A 22,520-nucleotide genomic window follows, 5' to 3' on the forward strand; every position below is an offset into this window, starting at 1 on the left:
AATAATGTATAGGGTAAAGTTACCAATAGCCAGTAAAGTTTTTCGGAAACAAATTATATGACTCTTAATAGCAATGATTCCTATTTAAATAGGAACAGTTTATTGAAGAACACTTTTGAAAGCGACAGCTCTGGACCCTTCATCATCCAAGCCCTGCCATATGCTCTTGTTGCCACTTAATGAGGTAGCATAAATTTATTTTTTAGATTGCATTTTTTTCTTGCTTTCTATTTGTTGACACATTTTTTTATATTTTTTCTCAAGCAACTTCAACTCTTCGTCATTTAATCGATCCAAATCAATAGTTAAATTATCCGCAGGTTGGTGGGACTTAATTAATTCATCCAATTTTAAATTGATTATGGTTGTATCACGATTTTGGGTATGTTGAATTAAAAAAACCATTAGAAAAGTGACTATTGTAGTACCCGTGTTTATTATCAGCTGCCAGGTATCGGAAAATTTGAAAACAGGACCACATATTATCCATAATATAATAAGAAGAATGGAGGCCAAAAAAGCATACATGCTGCCTGCTGCAGCACTAATAGTAGTTGCAAACTTTTGAAACCATAGATTAAATTTATTCTGTTTTTTCATGATAATTTCTACTCAGTTCATTGCATTCAATTAGGGAATATTATCAAAAACAATTTCACACATCAGGCATTAGAAAGAGCGATGACAGCATGCAATCCAACTCTGCCTCTTCCTGATTATTTCTAAGCGGTGCTTTCCTCTATTTTATACCTATTATTTTTTGGATGATCCACAGTTTCTTCCTGTAAAGGCAAAGTGAGATTATTGAAGTTAAATATACCCCAACATTCATTGCAGCTAATAGTCCCATTTATAATACAAATTAGAAAAGCAATTGAGGGATGTCAATAACTCCAGAATAGAAGTGAATTAAAATCCGTGTACCCTTTAGAGCTCCCCCCAAGAACCTTCCTTCCTCTATCTGGGAAGTGGGTTGACGTCTGGTTTCCAGATCTTTTGATTAATTTTAGCGATGCGCGCAGCCAGGCCAACAACAAGGCCGGCGCTTACCATCTTTGAGATCATTGCATGCCCTCTCGATTCGGTGTTTCCTGGTCTCCTGCTTTTTGGCAGACTCAATCCAGCATATCCATTCATTGCGGGCAAGTGGTGTAATATCTTCCCATACAGCTAACGCTTTCGTGTCAGAAGATAATAGTTTTTGAAAATCCGCTGGCAATTTATGCACCAGACCTGTAGCTATCTCTTTTCCAGTCATTAATTTAATCCTGAAATATCAATTATGCAGTTTATTATCTATTGCAATTTACCTTAATATTACATCAAAGAAATTGGCTTTTTGTTCATATTTTCCCGCTCTTCTCAAATATAATATTTGCTTAGGAGAATGCAACTCGCTATAGTCGCTCCAAGTTCAATCCCAGTAATATATTCTGCAACATGTCTGAGAAAATCTATTGGATATATATTTTACGATGCAGCAATCAAAGCTATTACACCGGCTATACAGATAATCTTGAAAAACGTTTTCAAGACCACTTGGCAGGTAAAGGAAGTAAATATACACGAAGCTTCAAACCCCTCTCGATCGCTCAAAGTTGGCAGATAAAAGGTGATAAATCGATGGCCATGCGCATAGAGCGTTATATTAAAAAACTGTCTAAAGCTCAAAAGGAAAACCTGATTCTTAATCCTTATTCTGACACATTGATAAATATTTTATCCAATGAGTTTTAGCTCTTTAAATTAGAATTTAAACAATTATACAGTTTCATCACTGTACACACTTAAGCTTACCATGATAGGCTTCCAAGCGCATATCAGAATAAAATTGCATTTTTATGGCTTATTTGCATTTATTACGACTGCCCTATTTAATTAATAATGATTCAATCTGCCATACATTCATCAATATTAACTTCATATTTTTTGCGATTACCTTAAATTAACCATAATGTATTTATATGGTACAAACAGATTATTGTTTGCAAAGTTTCTTCGCGTATCTACACTTAAACAATAACTGGAATTCTTCTTTGGATAGGAAATGGGACGATACTTGAGAACAATCTATGGAAATAGAAAAGAAAAGCTTCGTCAAAAAATTGTGATGATGTATCTGTTCTTACTTCTCTTTAATTTTGCTGTCTGGTTTTGGGCTTTTTATTCACTTTATAACTTCCCCTTATTATTTGGATCTGCGGTAATGGCTTACAGCTTTGGATTGCGTCACGCAGTAGATGCGGATCATATAGCAGCAATTGATAATGTTACCCGTAAACTACTGCAGGAAGGGAAGCAACCGATTGGGGTAGGTTTTTTTTTCTCTCTAGGTCACTCCTCAGTTGTTATTATTGCAACCATAATAATTGCCCTGTCCACTCAAGCAATTATGCAAGCTAACTTTGATAAATGGCATCAAATAGGCAGCATTATTTGTACGTCCTGCTCAGCGATATTTCTTTTGTTGATGGCCGTGATCAATATCTTAATTTTTTTCTCCATCTACAAGACTTTCACCCAAATTCGCAATGGCAAAAAGTTTACTGAACAAGATGCTAATGAGCTCATGGGACAAAATGGATTCTTGGTTAAACGTTTTCGTAGATTCATGAATCTCATATCCCATAGTTGGCAAATGTTTCCTCTGGGATTTCTCTTTGGAATTGGTTTTGATACAGCAACTGAAGTAGGTTTACTTGGATTATCCGCAACTCAGGCATCTGAGGGGGTTTCTATGTGGACCATACTTTTGTTTCCCGCTCTTTTCACCGCGGGTATGACTCTAATTGATACCAGTGATGGGATCTTTATGCTGAGTGCATATGGATGGGCCTTTTTAAAACCTGTAAGAAAACTTTACTACAATTTAACTATTACCCTTGCCTCAGCGCTGGTTGCTCTTTTGGTTGGGGGGATAGAGGCTTTGAATTTAATTGCAGGCAAAACAGGATGGAGAGGTTCCTTTTGGAATTTCATTAACCAAATAAACGACCGATTTAACAGCCTTGGTTTTTTTATTATTTTATTTTTTATTTTGAGTTGGGTTGTATCGATTTTTATTTATAAATGGATGAATTTTGCAGCTTTAGACGAACGGTTTGTCGATGACAAGCAACGCAATTCATTTTAATTTTGGAATTGGAGGGTATTAGTATGTCATCTGAAAATTACAGTGCATTAGTCGAGGTTATAAGGAAACTGGTGCCAATATCCCGGCAGGAGATGGATTTACCTTTTACCATGACTCCAGAAGCGGCTCAGGCAATTTTGCATGTTGTCCATGATATTGGAGGACAACCGGACGGTCCTTTAGACAAGTCTCTTCACGAAACAGAGCTCTGGGAAATGTTTACGCATGCTACCGCTGAATGTCTGGCCTGGAGAGGATATTGGGTTTCTGAGGAACGCAGACGCCGGGAAAATGATTTAGGTGTTACTCTCTATTGTGGAACACCTTATTATGCTCGTTGGTTACTGGCAGCAACAAAAATGTTACTTGATAAAGGCTTAATAACACCGGATGAATTAATGTTGAAATTGGATCAAATCAGCAAACGTGAGGAGGCCTGCAAATGAGTGCTAAATTTAAAGTGGGTGATAGAGTAAAAGTGATTGATTTACCCTCATTATTTCATACGCGTACTCAGGGATATACTCGTGGAAAAATAGGCGAGATCGTCATGATAAGGCCCTCTTGGGTAATTCCTGAAGATGAAGCTTGGGGTAGATATGAAGGCCGTAGGGAGCCGTTTTACATGGTTCGTTTTAAAATGACAGAATTGTGGCATGACTATGGCGGTCCGGGTATTGATACTCTAGATACCGAATTATCTGAACGATGGATAGAGCATGTTTAAAAAACATGCCGGACTTATTTTGGAGAAATTCAATGACAAAGAAAACTGGAAAATCAAGTTGCTGCGACGAACATGATCATCTTCATGAGCATAGTCATGATTCAGGCGATGAGTATGTGAATATGCACCCCATTAAAGAACGCGAAGAAGCGATTGAATTTACAATTTTAGAAGCTGCTATCCGTGAACTTTGTATCGAAAAAGGCTTATTTTCAGCCGATGATCATAGACGTTTTGTAGAATGGTATGAAAGCATTGGGCCCATGGGTGGTGCGCGAGTAGTGGCTCGGGCATGGGTTGATCCTGAGTTTAAGAAAAGATTGCTCAAAGATGGCGTAGCGGCTTGTCTGGAAATGGGAATAGATTGGATGAAACCCACAGGCAGTGGAACACCAAGTGACTATACATTCTTGCTTGTATGTGAGAACACCCCAAAAGTTCATCATACTATGGTCTGTACATTGTGTTCATGCTACCCAAGACCGTTACTGGGTACATCACCAGCATGGTATGAACGCATGAATTACCGGCGCAGAATGGTTCGCTGGCCTCGTCAACTCCTAGCTGAATTCGGTACGATTATACCCGAAGACGTTGAAGTAAGGGTTCATGATTCGAATCAAAAAACTCGCTATATGATTTTACCCATGCGTCCTGCAGGTACGGAGGACTGGACTGAAGAGCAACTGCAAACCTTAGTTACGCGCGATACAATGATTGGGGTAACACTACCCAAAGTAGAAAGATTGAATGATAACCATCCAGGAAATCAAAAAAACGAATAGCGGCGTTGACAACTTATCTATTGAAGTCCGCGCACTCTAAAATATCTTATTCCCCCTGCATAGGGGGAGTGCATGATTTCTTTAATCGAGCAACAAGCCCTAAGAATGCATGTTTATAATCCCAAATTTTTATCACGCTCTCTTCGTTTGCACATATTTTAATGAACTACTTATTTATAATAATTACCCGACTTGTCTGATGCCGCAAAATTATAGTTAAGTATTGAAATTAAAGGAATTTTTGATTTTATAATCCATTTAGGATAGCATGATATGACATTCAGTATCTTGCAGTTGAGATTTTCAATAAGCATGGCTGGAATTATTTTAGGGATTGTTGAGCGGCATGGACTGTCCAAATACTACAATTTATCTCAATTCTCATTCTATTGCTCTGAGTATTTTTCCGATTGCTTCTTTTTTTTTCGATTTTAAAAAAGCTACGCTCTCTACCCCAGCAATTCGTTTGTTATCTCACACTGGATGTCTTAACACTTCTCTGTTGTTTATAAACCTGTTTTTACTATGTAAGGAATATTGATGAACAAGAATCCTTTGGTACTGCTGTTCTCAGCAAGTTTGTTAGCTACTAGTGCGCTCGCAGGCACTATGGGTCCTGTAACCCAACACCCTGATTGGGCCTGGGTAGGCACATTCAGTGCTGGTCCAGTCTGGGAAAGTGGTGGTTCAACCCAAACTTTTTTTCTGGCACCGGGTATAGAAAAAACATATGCCGCAGATAAATCCTCCAGTGCTTTATTCCATGGGGAGGTTTTTTTAGGCGTGCAAAAGTGGCTGTCACAAGCTCTGCAAGGTCAAATAGGCCTGGCGGTAGCTGCAACCAGCGATGCCAAACTTTCTGGACATATATGGGATGATGCGGACCCTCTGTTTGATAACTATTCCTATGATTACAAAATTCAGCATACCCACATCGCAGCAAAAGGGAAGCTCCTGGCAGACATGGGCTATTGGCTGATTCCATGGATAAGCGGCAGTATTGGGGTTGGTTTCAACGATGCTCATGGATTCCATAATACACCTCTAATTTTTGAGGCATTGCCTAATCCTGATTTTGCATCCCACACTGAAACCGCATTCAGCTATACAGTAGGAGCTGGCGTGCAAAAAGCTTTAACAGACCATTGGCAAGTAGGGGTGGGCTATGAATTTGCCGATTGGGGGAGAAGCAATCTGGGCCGTGCTGAAGGACAAACTCAAAATAGCGGACTGACCCTAAATCATCTTTATACTAATGGGGTTCTGTTTAATCTCACTTATCTTTCTTAAGGAAAAGGACATGGATAAAAATAATTTAAGGAATAAGATATTAACCGGGATAACCGGATTGGCACTGATGGGTTCCGCCCAGGCAGGAATACCGGTGTGGACATTTGCACCGATTGCAGGCTACCCCCCGACTGTTAGCGTGACTACAACAGGAAAGGCGACAATTAAATACACGGTAACTAACCAGTCACACAAAACCCATATATTAAGGATGAAGCCCATCCAGGGGATTACCCCATCAGGATGTACTTCCCCTTTGGGATTCCATGAAGCGTGTACCTTGACCCTGAGTGTTACGGGCAGCGCGTTGACAGGCGATGTCATTGGCGGTCCTGAATTATGTGAACAGGGGAATTCTTCTCTTTGTTACCAGCCAGGACAAGGAAACACCTTGGCAATACACCTGACCCAACCGCCTCCAGTCCAACGATACACCGTAATTCCCTCTGCAGGCTCCAATGGCAGAATTAGCCCCAATTCTTCGCAAGTCGTAACTCCAGGCGCAACCCTAACGTTCACGGCCACCGCAAATGCAGGATATGGAGTACATCAATGGCTATTAGACGGCAAGCTGGTACAAACCGGAGGGACAACTTACCAGTTGACTAATATTATTGCCAACCATACGGTCCGGGTGACCTTCGGTGCGGTTACACTCACCCCGAGTGCAACGACCCTGGCGCTTGCAACCAATTGCCAACCTGCGTCCTCGTGCACTGCCACGCAAAATGCAGCACTCACAGGAAACCCAAGACAGATTACTATCACTAACTGGGGTTCAGGCAGTGCAACCAATGTATCAGTAACCTCTACAGGCCTTCCATCAGGAACAACTATCAGCAGCAACACCTGCACGGGCACACTTAATGGGGGTAGTTCCTGCATAATTACTCTAACCCCAGGTTCCGTAGCAAGTTCTGATGCAGGCAATAATGCCTGTACTTCCGGCACGCAGCCTGTCGCTGGTACGGTCACAATAACAGCTACTGGCGGCCTCTCCATTCGAGTGAATGCTTACGTACTGGGATATGGATGCCAGTATCAGGGAGGTTATATTTTCGCGGTGGATGATACCCAAGGGTGCACTTCGTCTACTTCCTGCACCGGCAGCATTGTCGGAAAAGTGGTTTCACTGACTGATCAATATCCTGTCACTCCAGGCATAATATGGAGCTCAAATGGTGATACAGGACATGGTGGTGGTGGTTTTGATGCCGCGGATGTAAGTGAGGATTTAATTCCAGGTGTTAACGAAACATCTACTCCGTCAAATCCTTCCCCCTCCTATTCTGATTTTCAAACTTTCTTCCAAAATACTTATACCAATATGAATCCATTTTCTGCTTCGTCATTTAGGGCGTGTCAGGGAAATCTCGATGGTCAGTGCAATACAGACAATATACTCACCTTTTATAATACCTTCATAACAAACTACAGCACAGCTGGAACTCCGCCGTTTACAGCTACCCCTGGACCAACTCCCCCTGCGTATTACTCTGGAGGATTGTGTTCGCAAACAATTAATGGGTATATGGACTGGTACTTACCGGCTATTTGCGAAATGGGACCTGAATTTGGCAGTTCTGGCTGTGTTGCGGGTACGCAAAACATCTTCGATAATTTACCTGCATTAGTGGGGGTTGTCGGTTCACCCGATCCAGGGACCTCTTGTTCTCTGGGGGCAAACTGTCTTACAGGCTTTTACCATAGCTCTACTCAGTCCTCCGCAGCCCCGGCTTTCAATGCATGGTCGCAATATTATAACTTTGGTAACAACTTCCAGGGTACTGGGGTGAAGTATTACCTATATGGGGTTCGATGTACCCGGGCCTTTCAATAAAACGCGTTAAATCTAATGGGTTATCAGAGGATAACCCATTTTTTTGAATAATTGCTGACTAAATCCAAACATCCATGAAAGGAGTACTCAGATAGTTCATTTTCTTTAACTGCTTTAGGTAGTCCTGATCGCAAACAACCAGGCTACATGCTGGGAATCTGTGTAGCAAGCCCACTTACAATTTTACAAATTATTATCTTGACCTTTTTACTTCATGGTTGCCAGATGCCCATGTAATTTAGTATCAACTTGTAAAACCCTGGGAATTTTATCCTTGTTTCAAGTGCTTAAATCCGGGAGAATATCTAAATTACTGTCATTTCAAGGATTACCCATGTCAGTGCCCCATGAACGCTATCTTGACGAAGCGATAAAAGAAGCCCGCCAAAGTCTAGCTGAGGGAGGAATACCCATTGGTGCAGTACTTGTTTATCAGGGGCGCATTATTGGACGGGGACATAATCAACGGGTTCAAAAAGGCAGCACCATATTACATGGAGAAATGGATGCATTGGAGAATGCAGGCAGACAAAAGGCCAAAGTATATGAACAATCAATTTTATACACCACCCTTTCTCCTTGTGCCATGTGCAGCGGAGCAATTCTCCTTTATAAAATCCCCTATGTGGTCATTGGCGAAAATCAAACCTTTATGGGGGAAGAAGCCCTCTTAAAAGCACGCGGTGTAACCCTAGAGGTGGTGCAGAATGAAGAATGCATCAGCATGATGCGGCATTTCATTAATAAAAATGGTAGGCTATGGAGTGAGGACATAGGCGAATAACAACTTGGAAGGAATATAACATAATGGAACTACTAAGCCTGCATTCCCTATTGTTGTATATACAACACAGTATTTCATTTTGTGGGGTACTTGTTATTCTTTTGGGTGTTTTAGCGGCATTATTTCGCTACCTTTCCCTACCCTTTTATGGGGCAGAGCCTGCCAAAAAAATGGATATAAATCAAATCCGTTTAAAGCTGGGAAGGGTATTAACATTAGGTTTGGAGTTTATTGTTGCTGCCGATTTAATAGGAACCACTACAGCCCCCGACTATTATTCCGTAGGTATCGTGGCCAGTATCGTATTAATCCGAACCTTATTAAGCTTTACCTTAAACCGTGAAATTAATGCGATCAGTAAACAGGAGTATCAAAAAGACAAGATATAATGAAAAATGTCCTGCTATATAATCAGTACTTCCTCAATGAGGCTTTTGAATAAATTGATCTATAGAAATGTTAGACCGTAACAAGGCAGGAATTATCTGGCCCGTACTTTCACATTCAAGTTTTTTCTTGATATTTTCGAGATGCTTATCTACAGTGCGTTTGGATATTTCCAAAATATCTGCAATGCGTTGGACATTAAAACCAAAGTAATAAAGATAAATAATTTCTTTTTCTTTTAAGGTAAGCTCTTTTGCAGACATGAAGTTGAAAGGCAAAGCATTAAAATCAAAAACAGTATCATTTATCATATCTTTTAATTTTGGGGAGTTTTCTTTTTGTCCCAAAATAATTTTCTTTAAATTTAAACCCTTATCCCCCTTGCGGGACTCCATAAGCGAATTCATCTCAATGATAAACTCTTTAGGCAATATGAGAGTATTGTCTTTGGTTAACAATCGTCTTCCCCGCACAGCAAGATTCTGGCTGATGGCTTTTAAAATATCCATATTATTCAAGATAAAATTATTCGCTTTATGGACACAGGAAACGGATGCAAAAGTATAAATTTCAGTGTACTCAGCATGATGAGAAACAATATCGAAAAAATATACATAATTTTGATCAATCAAAGTTTCTTTAACAGAATTGGCTATCAATTTATCATTAACCACATCGGATGCATAAAAATTATCATCACTAGGGGTGGCATTCATAATCTGATCCGCAAATAATTCATTTTTGAAGAAAATTTCAAGAAGCGCTTTATCTGACATTAACTGCAAACAACGCCCCTGTAAATCATAATAAAAATACCCCCAGCTGTAGATAGGGGTATTTGCAAATACATGCTGATAGAGGCCTTCGAAATAGGAAGTATACATTTTCATATTATTAAAGGCCTTCATGACAGATCCAAAAAAGTAACCGGTTATTATTTAGTATAGATCCACAGAGAGCGCACAAAAAAAATTATTGCCTAAATGATGCATATTTTTATTCCTTTACAATGATTAAAGCGAGTGGAAACCCCAGGTTCTAACTTGCGTCGGAATAGAATGTTAGCTGGGGCTTTTGTTTTTTTAGCAATTGCAATTCTAATGGCCATTTACCGGTTTATAGGCACCAATCCTACGTTTATCCTTGTAGCAAAAATACTTCTTTATCTTTCCTTGGCAGCCTTTTTAACACTATTAATTGTGCATGTACTAAGTTCTGCTCCCCCTACTCCGGACGATAAAAAAACTCTTCCCTTATAAGAAACGCCATCATTCAATAATGATTGCTATTTGATATGCTTTCAAGCAAACTTCTTTTTCATTCATGAAGGAAACTGCTGCATGCTCAATAAAGAAAATTCAGAATTTTCTTTCCTATTCTCCTCGGCTTTAAACAACCCCGTAATTTTTATCACGAACTCGACCAGTAAAGAACAGGGCTCTAGCATATATATAGTTCATCAAAACGGTACAATTCGATGCTCGGGGGCTAATGAAGGTGAAAGAAAAGCAACTACTTTTATAAGGCCCTATCTGATTGGATACATATCTTCTAAAAAGGAGGGGGTTATTTTCAACCAGGCATCATTGGGACTTTCTCCTTTTGAAGCACGTGCTAAAAATTATTCTGAGCTTATACGGATGGAGAAAAACGGCTACGGCCACATGGGAAACACAATAACTGAAATACTTTCTTTTAAAAATTTAAGGAGTCCTGACTTCACCCCCTCCACTTGGAAAAATCCAGGGAACAGTGGAACTGATTGGTCTATTGCAAGACAAGAAGTTCTAGGAGCTTGGTATTATGTGGTTGCAAATGGGTATGATTTTAAGGAGGACGATCATCGGGTCGAAACCAATCAATTCAAAATACAAAGTTTTTAGCCTGGCTGCAAACGATTTAAATGAGGGTTGCTTTTCACTAGTTATGCGAGAAAAGCAAACTCTGCCTTATGCAATAAGTTAAAGTGATTTTTTAGCCAGGCGGTTTAAAATATGTTTGGGGAGCAGGAGCCAATAATGGCCTTTATTTTTCATATGCTCACCTAGAAATGCTGCAAACTTACCCGAGCCCCAATAAATATCGCCTCGCATAAATCCACGAATCGCACCACCCGTGTCTTGGGCAATCATCAGACGCTGAAATTGCTTCTCATTCGTTTCATCATTTTTATCAGGTCTTTTTGTATCCAACCAAAGGGGAGCGCCGAGAGGAATCCATTTCTTATCTACAGCTAAAGAATAACCTGGCGTAAGTGCCATTCCTTGTGCACCAAGAGCCATAGGTTCTTTTAAATCCTCGAAAAAAACGAAAGATTTGTTTTTTTGAATGATTTCTTTTGCCTTATCAGGATGTTGCTCCAGATAACGTATAATCGCAGCTTTTGAGGCATTATGTCGGCTCATAATCCCTTTATTAATCATTACCTTGGCAATAGAGGTATAAGGAGCGCCATTCTCCCCTGCATATCCCAGGTAAATATTTTCACCATTAGGCAGTTGAATAACTCCCGAACCTTCAATCTCTAAAAAGAGCCGCTCAGCAGGACTATGAATCCAGGCAATTACAGGTGCCTTTTTCCTAAGAGCTCCGTTATCAATTTGCTCGCGGGTATAGGATGTCGAATATTTGCCTTTGGGGAGGCCATAGATAGGTGTACTATATTTAGAACTTTTTGTTAAATTCCCTTTGATTTTAGGCATATAATAGCCTGTAAATAAGCCCTTAACCGGTTTTTTTTGGGTAAACTCAATTGGATGGAACCACTTTTCAAAAAACGCTTTTGCTGAATCTTCTGAAACAGAATCCACAGCTACAGCTGCCTTACACGCAGGATGCCAATCCTGAGCCTTCAATTTAATATGTCCTGAACTGATCAAATGAGAGGGAGATTGCTTCAAGAATGTCTCACATGATTTCTGAAAGGCGAGTAATGATTTTTTTACATCTGCAGTATCCCAACCAGGCAATTCCTCGAAAGATACTTTAGTTAAAGCAACATTATTGCTTTTCATAATCACCTTTCTTGCAGTGGGTGTGTGCTCTGGGCTTTTTCTAACAGTGGCAAGTTTATTAGCGCTCGTATGCACCCTATCTGCTATTTTTTTAGCATTTTTGGGAGCCATATTCGCAACTGTTTCGGTGCTCTTATGTGCTGTATGGGCAATCTTTTCAGCACTTTTATGTGAGGTATTATCTTGTGCCTTTTCGGTTTGAATAATCTCTCTTTTAGAACTTGAACTCGTCTCATGGAACTTCGCTTTCTTGTGAAGCGTCAGTCCAAGCGAACCGAATGTAAGACAACTAATACCGATTATTATGTATGTTAATTTCCTACTCATAGTCGCGCAAGGTTTACATAAGATGAAATTTAAATCAACACTTTTTAGCGTTTTTTCTACAATTTTCACTCTATTTGATTATAATTTACTCTGTTTTTATTAAAAGTAACCAGCTTATAGTAACAAAATGAGCCCATTTTTCTAAGAAAATTTTCAGATAAAACAAATAAAATATGAGACTTCTTAAGCTTTTATTAAGGAAAAAATGTTAAAATTTGCGGCAATGCGTAATTACTCTGCCAGACCCTCATCCCTTTATCTGGCGAGTGGAGGATGATAAGTTTAATTAATCTCGAATTACTAAAGGCAATGCCTAATGGGGTGTATTTGAGTTTATTAAACGAAATCAGCCTTAAAACCGGAGCATTGTGTCTTTAAAAAGAGTCCTGGTTCTTTTCGTATTAATTTATTCATTATCCCTATAAAGTTTATTTAGCCTTCGATATCTAACTGGTCAATCACATTTCGTATTGGCTAAAAATTATTATTTTTAACAAGGACTATCCATGCATATTCGTATTTTATCTTTTGATTTTGATGGCTGTTTATTCAATAGGTCATACATAGATGCGCCGTATACAAATTACAATAAACATCTTACTGATGCTGTAATTACTCATAACCAGGATTTTCTAGAGCGATTAAAGAAAGAGAATGAAAAGTTTTCCAATGTAACTGCCTTTATTGGTTCTAATCGTCAAAGTTTTCAACTCGATATGGCAAACGCTGGGGCTCTACACTTCTTCAAAGGTTCCTGTGTGTCTGCGATGCAAACTGTTTGTGATTATTTGGGAGTAAATTTTAATCCTCTGTTATTAACTGATATCTACAACTCTCTTGAACCAGGCAGCGCGTGTAAGCTCATCAACGTAGAGTTAGAAACTAATAAGTGGATAGAGGGAGGCTCCCTTGAACATTCAGATTGCCCAATGGATGGGAATAAAGTCTCGCTAATTTTTGCGCAAATGCAAGCGGCTGCCAGTGCCTATCCTGACGAAAAAATAGTCTTTGATTTTTATGATGACCGGCTGGACATTCTGAATACTTTAAACATTTTTTACACTAAACACAGCCATATGATCCCTCCCAATGTTCTCTTACGCCTTAATCAATACAATGGGTCCGAGGTGGAGCTCGTAGCGGAGATAGCCCCGGAAAAAGGAATCGCCTTTAATAACTATCAGGACATTGTGATTAACATGTTGGATAGTCTCTGGAATCATGAGGAAATTGCCGAGGATTTGCGAGCACTCAGCAACAGCACACCCGAATTGTCAATGGAAGACCAAAGTATTTCTGCTGATAATTTAGAACAATTTGCCGCATCAAATACACTTGGAGAAAAGGGAAAAGAAGCGGATGCCGCCCTTCTTGAGAATGAAATTGCTGAGGAAAAAACTCCCTCTTTACCATTTGAAGAGCAAGAACACTTTATCCTTGAGCCTGTCGCTGAGCCAGTTATGTTGTCAAAACTGGATGTTACAGCAAACAAAGTGGATAATCCTTCTGCCCCCTTTAATGCCCCCCCCTTAGCAGCTCCAGCAGGACCACTCAACGATGAGATGATTCAGGAGAAGGAACAGCCTCCCCAACCCGAAGAAAAAGGACAATTTATTGCTGTTGCTGAGCCAGTCACTGAAGAAAAAGCACCCCATGAAATGAAAATATCAGGCGTTGGCAATCCAGGACGCAATCCCCATGGTTTTCATAATCATGCTTCTCGCTCAACAATAAATCGCGCCCCCATCCCCGCAAAATATTTAAACGGTAGTTGCCTAAGTAGTGGCAGTTGCATTGTTTCTTAATTCTTAAAAAAGCAATTGTAGTGATTCCTGCTGCACTACAATTGCTATTTCATTGCCATTTAATTTAACTGAAATTCATCTCTTACCGAGCAATAAATTTAATGTTGTCCATTTTCTCTTATCGTGGCAAACCAGAGGTTAATTCCTTCCACAAGCGTAGGATGCGCAAACATCACATCACGCAACTTTTGGTAAGGCATCCCTAATTCCATAGCCAATTGAATCACGCCAAGAATTTCCCCTGCTTCGGCACAAAATATTGATACCCCTAAAATACGATCCGTTTTGGCATCAATGATTGCTTTTAAAAGTCCTGTTGTTTCCCCCTGGGTTTTTGCTCGGGGAATAACTGCAGCAGGAATTTTTGCTATTTTCAAATCGTAACCTTGACCAAGGGCTTGTGTCTCTGTCAGGCCAATACGGGCTAATTCCGGGTCGAGAAATACTGTATAGGGAATAAGCCGTCCATGAATCGAAAGTTTATTGTGGGGATTTTGCAGATTTTGCTTTACTAATCGATAATCATCTAAAGATAAATGCGTGAATTGTGCTCCGCCTTTGACATCCCCTAAAGCCCAAATACCCTCGGCAGTTGTTTCTAAAAAGTCGTTTACTTTAATAAATCCACGTTCATCCACCTCAACCCCTGTTTTTTCCAGGTTTAATTTGGCCGTATTCGCACTACGTCCTACAGCTATAAGTAAATGGGTTCCACGAATGGGCCTTGGATTTCCATCCTGAGTTCCATTGATAAGTATTTTGCCCTCTTCCGCTTGAATGGTATTAATTTTTGTATCGAGGGCAAATTGAATGCCTTCTTTGGTTAAAGCATCGTAAACCTGTTCCGCGATATCTCTGTCTTCACGACCAAGAAACTTGCTGTCAGCCTCTATCACTGTGACCTGTGAACCCAGACGGCGAAATAATTGGGCGAACTCCAAACCAATATAGCCCCCACCTACAATAAGTAAATGCTCGGGTACTTCATCAACATTCATTAAACTGTCATTCGTGTAGTATTTTATTTTGTCCAAACCGGGAATTGGGGGAATAAAAGGTAAGGCCCCGGTATTAATAAAGATTTTATCCGCAGTAATTTCCAATACATTTTGCCCATCACGAGGTGAAGTGAGGGCTACCTGGATTGTTTTTGGTCCCACGAAGTGTCCCTTGCCTAACATGAGATCCATTCCAGAATCCAAAAATTGTTTTAAATTAGCTTCCCGCATCGCCTGGATTACAGCATCTTTTCGGGCACGAATCGCTTTGAAATCAACAGGCGCAAGAGTTGCCTCCAAACCATAGGCCGATGCTGAACGACAATAATGCGCAATTTTTGCTGATTGCACGAGGGTTTTTGTTGGTATACATGCTACATTGATACAAGTGCCTCCAATCTGATTGTCCTCAACCATAGCTACTCGGTGCCCTGATTTGGCTAAATCCATAGCTAGAGTTTTTCCGCCTTTGCCTCCACCTAACACGATTACATCAAATTTTAATGTCATAATAATTCCCTAATTTAATTAATCCCATTAAAAATAATTCGCATCCCATTTTATATTTTTTACACTCTTTCCAGATATTACATTACCCGACTCGGGGGGTAGGTTATATATTGCTTTATATACTCGATGAAAAGGCATATCCAAAATCTTTACATAGCCTGAGAATGGAAAACTCAGAACTGTTATGGCAGTCATGTAAATAGCCAGAAAAATACATAAAATGTAAAGAAAAGGATGTCCTTGCAAACTCGACTCTAAAGAATAAATGCCGATTATAAAAAATGCACCTAGGAAAATAATAATGTACCAGGCTAAAGGAATTGCTGTTTTAAGCATGTTCACCCGGAAAGTACGGGTTTCCAGTGCTTTATTCAGTGCAAAAACAGCGGAATGGTAAAAAGTAGAAACAGAAGCTTTAGGATGATATTGCAACAGTACCTTAAATATTTCTTCACCGGCTCTTTGGGTTGTTTGCGCTTCCTCACCACGGGACATAGCAACTATGTCCTCGTTTAAAATGGAGGAGATATAAGCAGATAAGCTTTCCCGTATATTTTTTTGAATCTCTGGAGGAAAAGCTCGGGAACTTTCGGCAATAATATATAATTGAGCGGCTTCGGTAGTAACAAATTCATAGGTCTTTTGATAATTAGACCATAAAATATAAACAATAAACCCTAAAAAGATACTGTATAGAGAACCAATACTTCCTACAATCCCGGTTGCAGTTTCTTGCGCGCTCCTGTTGAGCTTAAGTTTAAAGCGAAAAACCGTCCTACTTAGCACAAGAAAAATAATCAGGTAGAAAAGAAAGATGAATGTAGGGAATAAATGATTCATCAGACTATGCATATTTAACTCCTGTAGATAAATTATGCCTGAACTATGGGTTTATAATGGAATAATTAACAGATTGTCCCTCTGTTTAATTCTAGCTGAAAACCGAGGGAGCGCTTCCTATTCTTTGTTTATTTTTAACCTATAGCGTTATTAGTCTGATGGCCCTAAGGGCGCAAATAACAGAAGAGAACAGCCAAAATAGTTAGTCTGCTTTCTCAAGAGCAAAATTGGCTGTGAGGTTTATAGTCCCTATCCCATAATTACCATTATTGGAATTACTACTTGTTGTAGAATTATTTTTATTGAAATTGACTGTAGAAAGATATCTAAAATCAAGACCAAGAGTAGTAAAATCATCCAGATAGTAACTGAAGCCCACAATACCCTGGATAGCAAAGCCATTGCTTGAGGAATCAAAGGTTTCCGAAATAATCGGAGAGCAAGAGTTCAAGGAAATACACTGATTATTACTATGAAATAAAGCATGGTTTTTAAGAAGTGCGCCCCCTAAACCCACGCCCAAATAAGGGACAAAATTGACATTAGGATCACTGGATAAGAAATCATAAAAGGTATTAAAAAGCCCATAAAAACCCATGGTGTAGCCATTAAAACCCAGTCCCGACTCTTCAATTTCCGTAGGACAAGTTCCATTAGGACCTAGCACACTAGGACTGATAAGGGTACAAGAGCCCACAGTAAGGCTTCCATAGTTATTAATATTAAAAAGAAACTCACCTTCTAAACGAAAATTTTTTATTTTGTAACCTAAAGAAGTACCAACCCCGCCACCCACTACACTTAACTTGAGCGAGCCATCATAGGTAGTTCCATTGAGGTTAAAATTAAAATTAGTATTTGGCGCATGACTGAGCTGCCCAAGTAAACCCAAATATAATCCTTCAACCGGATCCGCACTGAAAGCATTGCTGCTTGCAACTAAACCCAATATAAATCCAAATTTAATCATCTGTCTCATTCTATATCCTATATTAATCCAAAGGACAAAGTGCTAAAAATCCTGCACAAGTTGACAGGCTATATGAAAACATACTGCCTATGCAAATGTTTTTATTCTAAAAAATTAGCGTATTCGATACCAGAAATTGAAAGTAAATATCTCTCGTTACAGACAAAATGGACTGGCGTAGGAAGGTTACCTTTAAATGGAATGTTAATCCAGCAACTATAATAAGAGGGTGATAAAAATTTTTTGTAAGATCCAATTTTAAACCTGAGTATTAATGAACTTCCAGAGATCACAAACAAGGGGTATCTAAAGACAACTGCCGCTTATTTTGTAGGCAAAAGAGCTCGACCAATACATTGCAAACAGAACATAATGTCCTTATATCAATGAGGTATTCGGCCATGTTTTCCAATTACTTACAAATATTAACTGGTATTTAGCATCCGCTTCTTAAGTTGACACAAGTTGTCGAACAGTTAACATTAAGCAATAACATAAAAAGTCGAATAACAGGCAAAAAATGAAATGCTTGTTTTTAAGTTTGAAAGAAATTGCTGTCTTACTTGCCCGTATTTCTTTAATAGGTTTAACCACCGCTAGTTATGCTGGCGCCCCATTCATTAGCGATGATCCCTTACCCCTTAAATACAAGCAATGGGAAGTTATTATTTTTTCTGGTTTGGATAAAAACAATGATCTTTTTTTAGAACCGTATTTGTTTGCCCCAGCCCTAGAAATAAATTATGGCCCTTCTGAGGATTTGCTATTACACGCCCTTGTTCCTTACGCGTGGGCATTACCTAGCCCCGCCCCTTTGGCAAGTGGCTTGGGAGATATCGAGCTGGGAGCAAAATACAGATTTCTTCGCGAAACCTCAAAGTTACCCCAAATAGCCTTTGCTCCTCTACTTGAAGTACCTACAGGCAGTGTGAATAAGAATCTTGGAAATGGAATTCCATGGGGAAAACTTCCTATTTGGGCCCAAAAAAGCTGGGGAAAATGGACTACATATGGTGGAGGGGGTTATGTCATTAATACAGCACCTGGCATGCTTAATTATTTTTATAGCGGTTGGTTGTTACAAAAACAACTCAAAGATCAACTCATCTTAGGTGGGGAGGTATTTTATCAAACCGCGATAACAGCTGAGGGCAATTACTCAGTTCTTTTAAATGCAGGAGGAGTTTATAGTTTCAATAAAAATTTCTCCTTACTTTTTTCAGCCGGACATAGCATATTCGGACAAAATCATCTCATCGCTTACTTAGGGTTGTACTGGACTTTTGAGAAAGGCGTATTCTCTTCAACCCACCACGAAAAAATAGAGCATAAGCTATTTCGGAACACCAATTAATTATCCCTAAAATCCACCCAATAATCACTCCGACCAAATTAAGCGCACTTTTTTCAAAAAATACTATACTTTTAAAACTTGGACGAACAGGAATTGAGTGATATGGATGCCATTCAATTAATACCAAATGTATCTTTTAAAAGGACTTTTCAAAACCCACAGAGATTTTTTTTCAAACCATCTGATTCAGCAGAAGCTGTGTACCCTTTGTTGGTATCATATCTGGAATGGCTCAGAAAAATAAATGCAGCACTCAATCAGTTCGACGTAATGCATCTAAATGAGCAAAAAAAACGGAAATTTAACTTCTTATGCAAGACTAATTTTTTATTTTATTTACTGGCAACCAAACAATTTAATGTTATTGAAAAATGGTTTAAAACATCTTCTTTCGATAACTTAATTCTCCTGCGTGGCTTAACTGCAAAAGAAAACCATAAAACATGCCCAAAAAAGAAAAATTCTTTACCAATTGTTAAATGGGATGGAACAAAAAGCGATAAAAACACACGCAAACTATCTTTTGGCCCTTACTTGCCTTATGGATGTCCTGAAAAACTTGCCGGTCTTAGGCAGATTGTAAAAGCCGTCCATAGAAAGAACAATCTGGAGACTCTAATCAAAAGAGCTTTGTTTAGCGGGGCGACTAGAAACCCATCTGCATTAAAAAATAGCATGTTACCTCATTACCTCAAAAACAGAATACAAACAGCAAAAACATTGAAATTTTTTTCTCTGGCCGCCCCCCACCCCTTAGAGGGTTTGAAAAAAAGCGACATTTTGCATCTTTACCCGCAATTAACTCCTGAATTAAAAGAAGGCGGCACTGAAGATATGATTACTTGGATGGAGACAAGGGAGGGTGAAGTCAATCCCAATGAGCAAGAGGGTAAGAGCTCTGACTTCCATGCAGGGGGATCCTTGCTCGAAAATATGGATGCTCCTTTAAATGGTTTCTCCCGTACACAACCCCAAGCAGATATAAAAGAAAGCCCCTTAATGAGGCAGCAGTTAACCTTCTTTTCTACCTACTATCCAGTGAAAGAGGAAACGGTGCGGCAGTTTTATTTTGCAGAAACGAACAAAACAGGGTTTGAAATTTAAAGGAGTATAATTTTGGATTTCTTGTTGCAGCACAACCTGCAACAAGATCTTCGTCGTAGCGAACGAAACTATATTCCTAAACTTCGCGTTTAATACACTCCATACCGCCTAAATAGGGTCTTAAGGCCATGGGAATGTGGATATTTCCTTCTTTATCCTGATAATTTTCCATCAAAGCAACCAAGGTTCTGCCGACAGCAAGACCAGAGCCATTCAGAGTATGAACAAGCTCAATTTCACGGGATTGTTCCTTTCTATAACGCGCTTTCATACGCCGCGCCTGGAATGCTTCCATATTGGAGCAGGATGAAATTTCCCGATACATATTTTGGCTAGGTAACCAAACTTCCAAATCATAGGTTTTGGCTGAACTAGGACCCAAATCTCCAGTGCAAAGGCTTACCACGCGATAAGGTAACTCTAAACGTTGCAGGATAGTTTCAGCATGACTTACCAATTGTTCCAAAGCGGCATAAGAGTCTTCGGGTTTGGTAATCCAAACCAATTCCACCTTTTCAAACTGGTGTTGCCTAATCATTCCTTTGGTGTCTTTACCGTAAGAGCCCGCCTCGCTGCGGAAGCATGGGGAATGGCATGCATGACGAATAGGCAATACGCGCTCCTCCAAAAGCACATCGCGTACTGTATTGGTGACGGGAATTTCTGCCGTAGGGATTAAGTAATATGCGTGTTCCCCAGTCAGCTTGAATAAATCTTCTTCGAATTTGGGTAATTGCCCGGTACCCAACAAACTGTCCGCATTGACTATGTAGGGAACATAAATTTCTTGATAGCCATGATGTTGGGTATGTACATCCAGCATAAATTGAATCAACGCTCGATGCAGTCTGGCCAAATGATTTTTCATGACCACGAAGCGGCTGCCGGTAAGTTTGGCTGCCAAAGCAAAATCCATTTGATTTAAATTCTCACCGAGTTCATCATGCGACTTCACAGGGAAATCAAAAGTGGGAATGTTGCCCCAACGTCTTACTTCCTGATTCTGGTGCTCATCTTCCCCCACAGGAACAGACTCATGAGGTATATTGGGCAATCTCAAAGCAATTGCTTCAATTTGCTCTAACAAGCTATCCAGCTCACCTTTTTTTTCTTCCAATTCCTTGGCAAGACGACTCATATCCTCACGCATGGGTTCAATATCTTCACCCCGGGCCTTTGCTTCACCAATGGCTTTTGACCGTGAATTACGTTCGTTTTGCAAAGCTTGTGTTGCAACCTGCAAGGCTTTACGCTTCTCTTCTAAATTTGTAAATGCTAAAACGTCAAACTGAAAACCTCGCTTTAACAACTGTGAAGCAACAAACTCCGGATTATCCCGTAATAATTGAATGTCTAGCATAGGATATTACCCTAATCATTAATCTTGTTTTGTATTATTTACCTAACAATTCCACGTGTGGATTGATTTAACGCATCAATCATTAAAACCACTTCAGGGCATTCTTTTTGCATTAATTCCAATTCAGCAACGGCTTGTTGCACTGTTAACCCTTTGCGGAAAATTATTTTGTAAGCACGTCGTAAACCATCAATTGCTTCTGATGAAAAACCTCTTCTGCGTAAGCCGACAGTATTAATGCCGCAGGCTGACGTGGTATCACCGGAAATCATGAGGTATGGAAGTACGTCTTTACTCACATAGGAAGCTCTGGCAATAAAAGCATAAGCCCCCACATGGCAGAATTGATGTACTGCTGCATAACCGCCGATATTCGCATAATCGCCCACAGTGACATGTCCCGACAATGCTGCATAACTTACTAAAATAATCTGGTTGCCAATCATGCAATCATGCCCGATGTGGGAATAGGCCATTAAAAAATTCTTGTTTCCAATACGGGTAACCCCCCCGCCTTTAACCGTTCCCCGGCTAATCATACAATATTCGCGGATAATATTATCATCGCCGATTTCCAGTCGCGTAGGTTCGTCCTTGTACGTTATATCTTGCGGTTCATCGCCCACAGAGGCAAATTGGAAAATTTTATTATTTTTTCCAATAACTGTTGGCCCCTCAATTACAGCGTAGGGACCGATCCATGTATTCTCACCTATTTCCACGTCGGCACCAATTACAGCGCCGGGCCCTACTGATACCCCTTTTGCCAGTTTGGCCCTGGGGTGAATTATTGCTCGTTCATCTATCACTTTTGAATTTCCTTTGCCGCACTTAATAAATCCGCAGAACAGGCCAGTTTATCACCTACATAAGCTTCGCCATGCATACGCCAAAATTCTCTTTTTCTGCCTAAAAATTTTACTTCCAGACGTAATTGATCTCCTGGAGTGACCACATGCTTGAATTTTGCATTATCAATCCCGGCAAAAAAATGCAGAATACCATTATTTTCCTCTGGTTTTTGAGATAATCCAGCTAAAAGTCCACAAGCTTGTGCCAGTGCCTCCAACATCAACACCCCTGGCATAATCGGATTTTCCGGGAAATGGCCCGTAAAATAATTTTCATTGATAGTAACGTTTTTTATGGCAGTTAAATGCTCAAAGGGTTTGTAATCGAGTACCCTGTCTACTAAAATCATCGGGTAGCGATGGGGCAACAGACTAAAAATCTGCTTTATATCAATAGGTTCACTCATACGCAGTTTCTCGCTTTAATAAGTATGCTCAGTA

24 protein-coding genes are annotated in these 22,520 nt (G+C 39.7%); 14 read left to right on the forward strand and 10 right to left on the reverse strand.

Annotation, left to right across the window (positions count from 1 at the left end; genetic code table 11):
• Window positions 1-195 precede the first annotated feature (195 nt).
• Window positions 196-600 carry a low affinity iron permease family protein gene (locus KYQ_RS12455; RefSeq protein ID WP_010654593.1) on the reverse strand — a complete coding sequence of 135 codons (405 nt, stop codon included), beginning with the start codon at window positions 598-600 and terminating at the stop codon, window positions 196-198.
• Window positions 601-1,006: 406 nt separating this feature from the next.
• The gene (locus tag KYQ_RS12460) at window positions 1,007-1,258 is read right to left on the reverse strand and encodes a YdeI/OmpD-associated family protein (protein WP_010654594.1); all 252 of its coding nucleotides are present in this window, start codon (window positions 1,256-1,258) and stop codon (window positions 1,007-1,009) included.
• 182 nt (window positions 1,259-1,440) lie between these two features.
• Here KYQ_RS12460 and KYQ_RS12465 point away from each other — a divergent pair, with 182 nt between their 5' ends.
• The 9 genes from KYQ_RS12465 to KYQ_RS12505 all read left to right on the forward strand — a co-directional run bounded on the left by KYQ_RS12465 (window position 1,441) and on the right by KYQ_RS12505 (window position 8,948).
• The gene (locus KYQ_RS12465) at window positions 1,441-1,737 is read left to right on the forward strand and encodes a GIY-YIG nuclease family protein (RefSeq protein WP_010654595.1); all 297 of its coding nucleotides are present in this window, start codon (window positions 1,441-1,443) and stop codon (window positions 1,735-1,737) included.
• Between the two features lie 310 nt (window positions 1,738-2,047).
• Window positions 2,048-3,133, forward strand: coding sequence for a HoxN/HupN/NixA family nickel/cobalt transporter (locus KYQ_RS12470; protein WP_010654596.1), 1,086 nt, complete (start codon window positions 2,048-2,050; stop codon window positions 3,131-3,133).
• A 23-nt stretch (window positions 3,134-3,156) separates the two neighbouring features.
• Complete coding sequence (locus tag KYQ_RS19630; protein ID WP_010654597.1) at window positions 3,157-3,579, forward strand: SH3-like domain-containing protein; 423 nt, start codon at window positions 3,157-3,159, stop codon at window positions 3,577-3,579.
• Complete coding sequence (locus KYQ_RS19635) at window positions 3,576-3,860, forward strand: SH3-like domain-containing protein (RefSeq protein WP_010654598.1); 285 nt, start codon at window positions 3,576-3,578, stop codon at window positions 3,858-3,860. The genes KYQ_RS19630 and KYQ_RS19635 overlap by 4 nt, the downstream gene beginning before the upstream one ends.
• 32 nt (window positions 3,861-3,892) lie before the next feature.
• On the forward strand, window positions 3,893-4,645 hold the full coding sequence (scnC, locus tag KYQ_RS12485) for a thiocyanate hydrolase subunit gamma (protein ID WP_010654599.1): 753 nt from the start codon (window positions 3,893-3,895) through the stop codon (window positions 4,643-4,645).
• Between the two features lie 540 nt (window positions 4,646-5,185).
• Window positions 5,186-5,935: an outer membrane protein gene (locus KYQ_RS12490; protein WP_010654600.1), complete on the forward strand. Its 750-nt coding sequence runs from the start codon at window positions 5,186-5,188 to the stop codon at window positions 5,933-5,935.
• A 10-nt stretch (window positions 5,936-5,945) separates the two neighbouring features.
• Window positions 5,946-7,775, forward strand: a complete 1,830-nt coding sequence (locus KYQ_RS12495) for an InlB B-repeat-containing protein (RefSeq protein ID WP_019350147.1) — start codon at window positions 5,946-5,948, stop codon at window positions 7,773-7,775.
• A 334-nt stretch (window positions 7,776-8,109) separates the two neighbouring features.
• A complete protein-coding gene (locus KYQ_RS12500) occupies window positions 8,110-8,559 on the forward strand; it encodes a nucleoside deaminase (protein ID WP_010654602.1) in 450 nt (149 codons plus the stop codon).
• A 23-nt stretch (window positions 8,560-8,582) separates the two neighbouring features.
• Window positions 8,583-8,948, forward strand: coding sequence for a DUF1622 domain-containing protein (locus KYQ_RS12505; RefSeq protein ID WP_010654603.1), 366 nt, complete (start codon window positions 8,583-8,585; stop codon window positions 8,946-8,948).
• A gap of 33 nt (window positions 8,949-8,981) precedes the next feature.
• On the opposite strand, the gene KYQ_RS12510 is transcribed toward KYQ_RS12505, so the two are convergent.
• Entirely contained in the window at window positions 8,982-9,854 is an 873-nt protein-coding gene (locus KYQ_RS12510) for a helix-turn-helix transcriptional regulator (protein ID WP_010654604.1), read from the reverse strand.
• A gap of 150 nt (window positions 9,855-10,004) precedes the next feature.
• Here KYQ_RS12510 and KYQ_RS12515 point away from each other — a divergent pair, with 150 nt between their 5' ends.
• Together KYQ_RS12515 and KYQ_RS12520 are read left to right on the forward strand one after the other, a co-directional pair.
• A complete protein-coding gene (locus tag KYQ_RS12515; protein ID WP_010654605.1) occupies window positions 10,005-10,205 on the forward strand; it encodes a hypothetical protein in 201 nt (66 codons plus the stop codon).
• 81 nt (window positions 10,206-10,286) lie between these two features.
• The gene (locus tag KYQ_RS12520) at window positions 10,287-10,829 is read left to right on the forward strand and encodes a hypothetical protein (protein WP_010654606.1); all 543 of its coding nucleotides are present in this window, start codon (window positions 10,287-10,289) and stop codon (window positions 10,827-10,829) included.
• A 78-nt stretch (window positions 10,830-10,907) separates the two neighbouring features.
• Here KYQ_RS12520 and mltA read toward each other — a convergent pair whose 3' ends face one another.
• Entirely contained in the window at window positions 10,908-12,287 is a 1,380-nt protein-coding gene (gene mltA, locus KYQ_RS12525; RefSeq protein ID WP_019350148.1) for a murein transglycosylase A, read from the reverse strand.
• Between the two features lie 506 nt (window positions 12,288-12,793).
• Here mltA and KYQ_RS12530 point away from each other — a divergent pair.
• Entirely contained in the window at window positions 12,794-14,092 is a 1,299-nt protein-coding gene (locus tag KYQ_RS12530; protein WP_019350149.1) for a hypothetical protein, read from the forward strand.
• A gap of 98 nt (window positions 14,093-14,190) precedes the next feature.
• Here the strand turns inward: KYQ_RS12530 and KYQ_RS12535 are convergent, their stop codons facing one another.
• The 3 genes from KYQ_RS12535 to KYQ_RS12545 all read right to left on the reverse strand — a co-directional run bounded on the left by KYQ_RS12535 (window position 14,191) and on the right by KYQ_RS12545 (window position 17,419).
• Window positions 14,191-15,600, reverse strand: a complete 1,410-nt coding sequence (locus KYQ_RS12535; protein WP_010654609.1) for a mercuric reductase — start codon at window positions 15,598-15,600, stop codon at window positions 14,191-14,193.
• Window positions 15,601-15,627: 27 nt separating this feature from the next.
• Entirely contained in the window at window positions 15,628-16,452 is an 825-nt protein-coding gene (locus KYQ_RS12540) for a bestrophin-like domain (RefSeq protein WP_010654610.1), read from the reverse strand.
• Window positions 16,453-16,642: 190 nt separating this feature from the next.
• Window positions 16,643-17,419, reverse strand: coding sequence for an outer membrane beta-barrel protein (locus tag KYQ_RS12545; RefSeq protein ID WP_010654611.1), 777 nt, complete (start codon window positions 17,417-17,419; stop codon window positions 16,643-16,645).
• Between the two features lie 511 nt (window positions 17,420-17,930).
• Between KYQ_RS12545 and KYQ_RS12550 the strand changes: the two genes are divergently transcribed.
• On the forward strand, window positions 17,931-18,764 hold the full coding sequence (locus tag KYQ_RS12550) for a transporter (protein ID WP_010654612.1): 834 nt from the start codon (window positions 17,931-17,933) through the stop codon (window positions 18,762-18,764).
• A 198-nt stretch (window positions 18,765-18,962) separates the two neighbouring features.
• A complete protein-coding gene (locus KYQ_RS12555) occupies window positions 18,963-19,868 on the forward strand; it encodes a hypothetical protein (RefSeq protein ID WP_231294554.1) in 906 nt (301 codons plus the stop codon).
• A 76-nt stretch (window positions 19,869-19,944) separates the two neighbouring features.
• Here KYQ_RS12555 and serS read toward each other — a convergent pair whose 3' ends face one another.
• The 3 genes from serS to fabZ are packed head-to-tail and all read right to left on the reverse strand — an operon-like array spanning window position 19,945 to window position 22,486.
• On the reverse strand, window positions 19,945-21,228 hold the full coding sequence (gene serS, locus KYQ_RS12560; protein ID WP_010654614.1) for a serine--tRNA ligase: 1,284 nt from the start codon (window positions 21,226-21,228) through the stop codon (window positions 19,945-19,947).
• A 38-nt stretch (window positions 21,229-21,266) separates the two neighbouring features.
• Window positions 21,267-22,037, reverse strand: coding sequence for an acyl-ACP--UDP-N-acetylglucosamine O-acyltransferase (lpxA, locus tag KYQ_RS12565; protein WP_010654615.1), 771 nt, complete (start codon window positions 22,035-22,037; stop codon window positions 21,267-21,269).
• Window positions 22,034-22,486, reverse strand: coding sequence for a 3-hydroxyacyl-ACP dehydratase FabZ (gene fabZ, locus KYQ_RS12570; protein ID WP_010654616.1), 453 nt, complete (start codon window positions 22,484-22,486; stop codon window positions 22,034-22,036). Before fabZ ends, lpxA begins: the two co-directional genes overlap by 4 nt.
• Window positions 22,487-22,520 lie beyond the last annotated feature (34 nt).

Source organism: Fluoribacter dumoffii NY 23 (assembly GCF_000236165.1).
GTDB lineage: Bacteria > Pseudomonadota > Gammaproteobacteria > Legionellales > Legionellaceae > Legionella > Legionella dumoffii.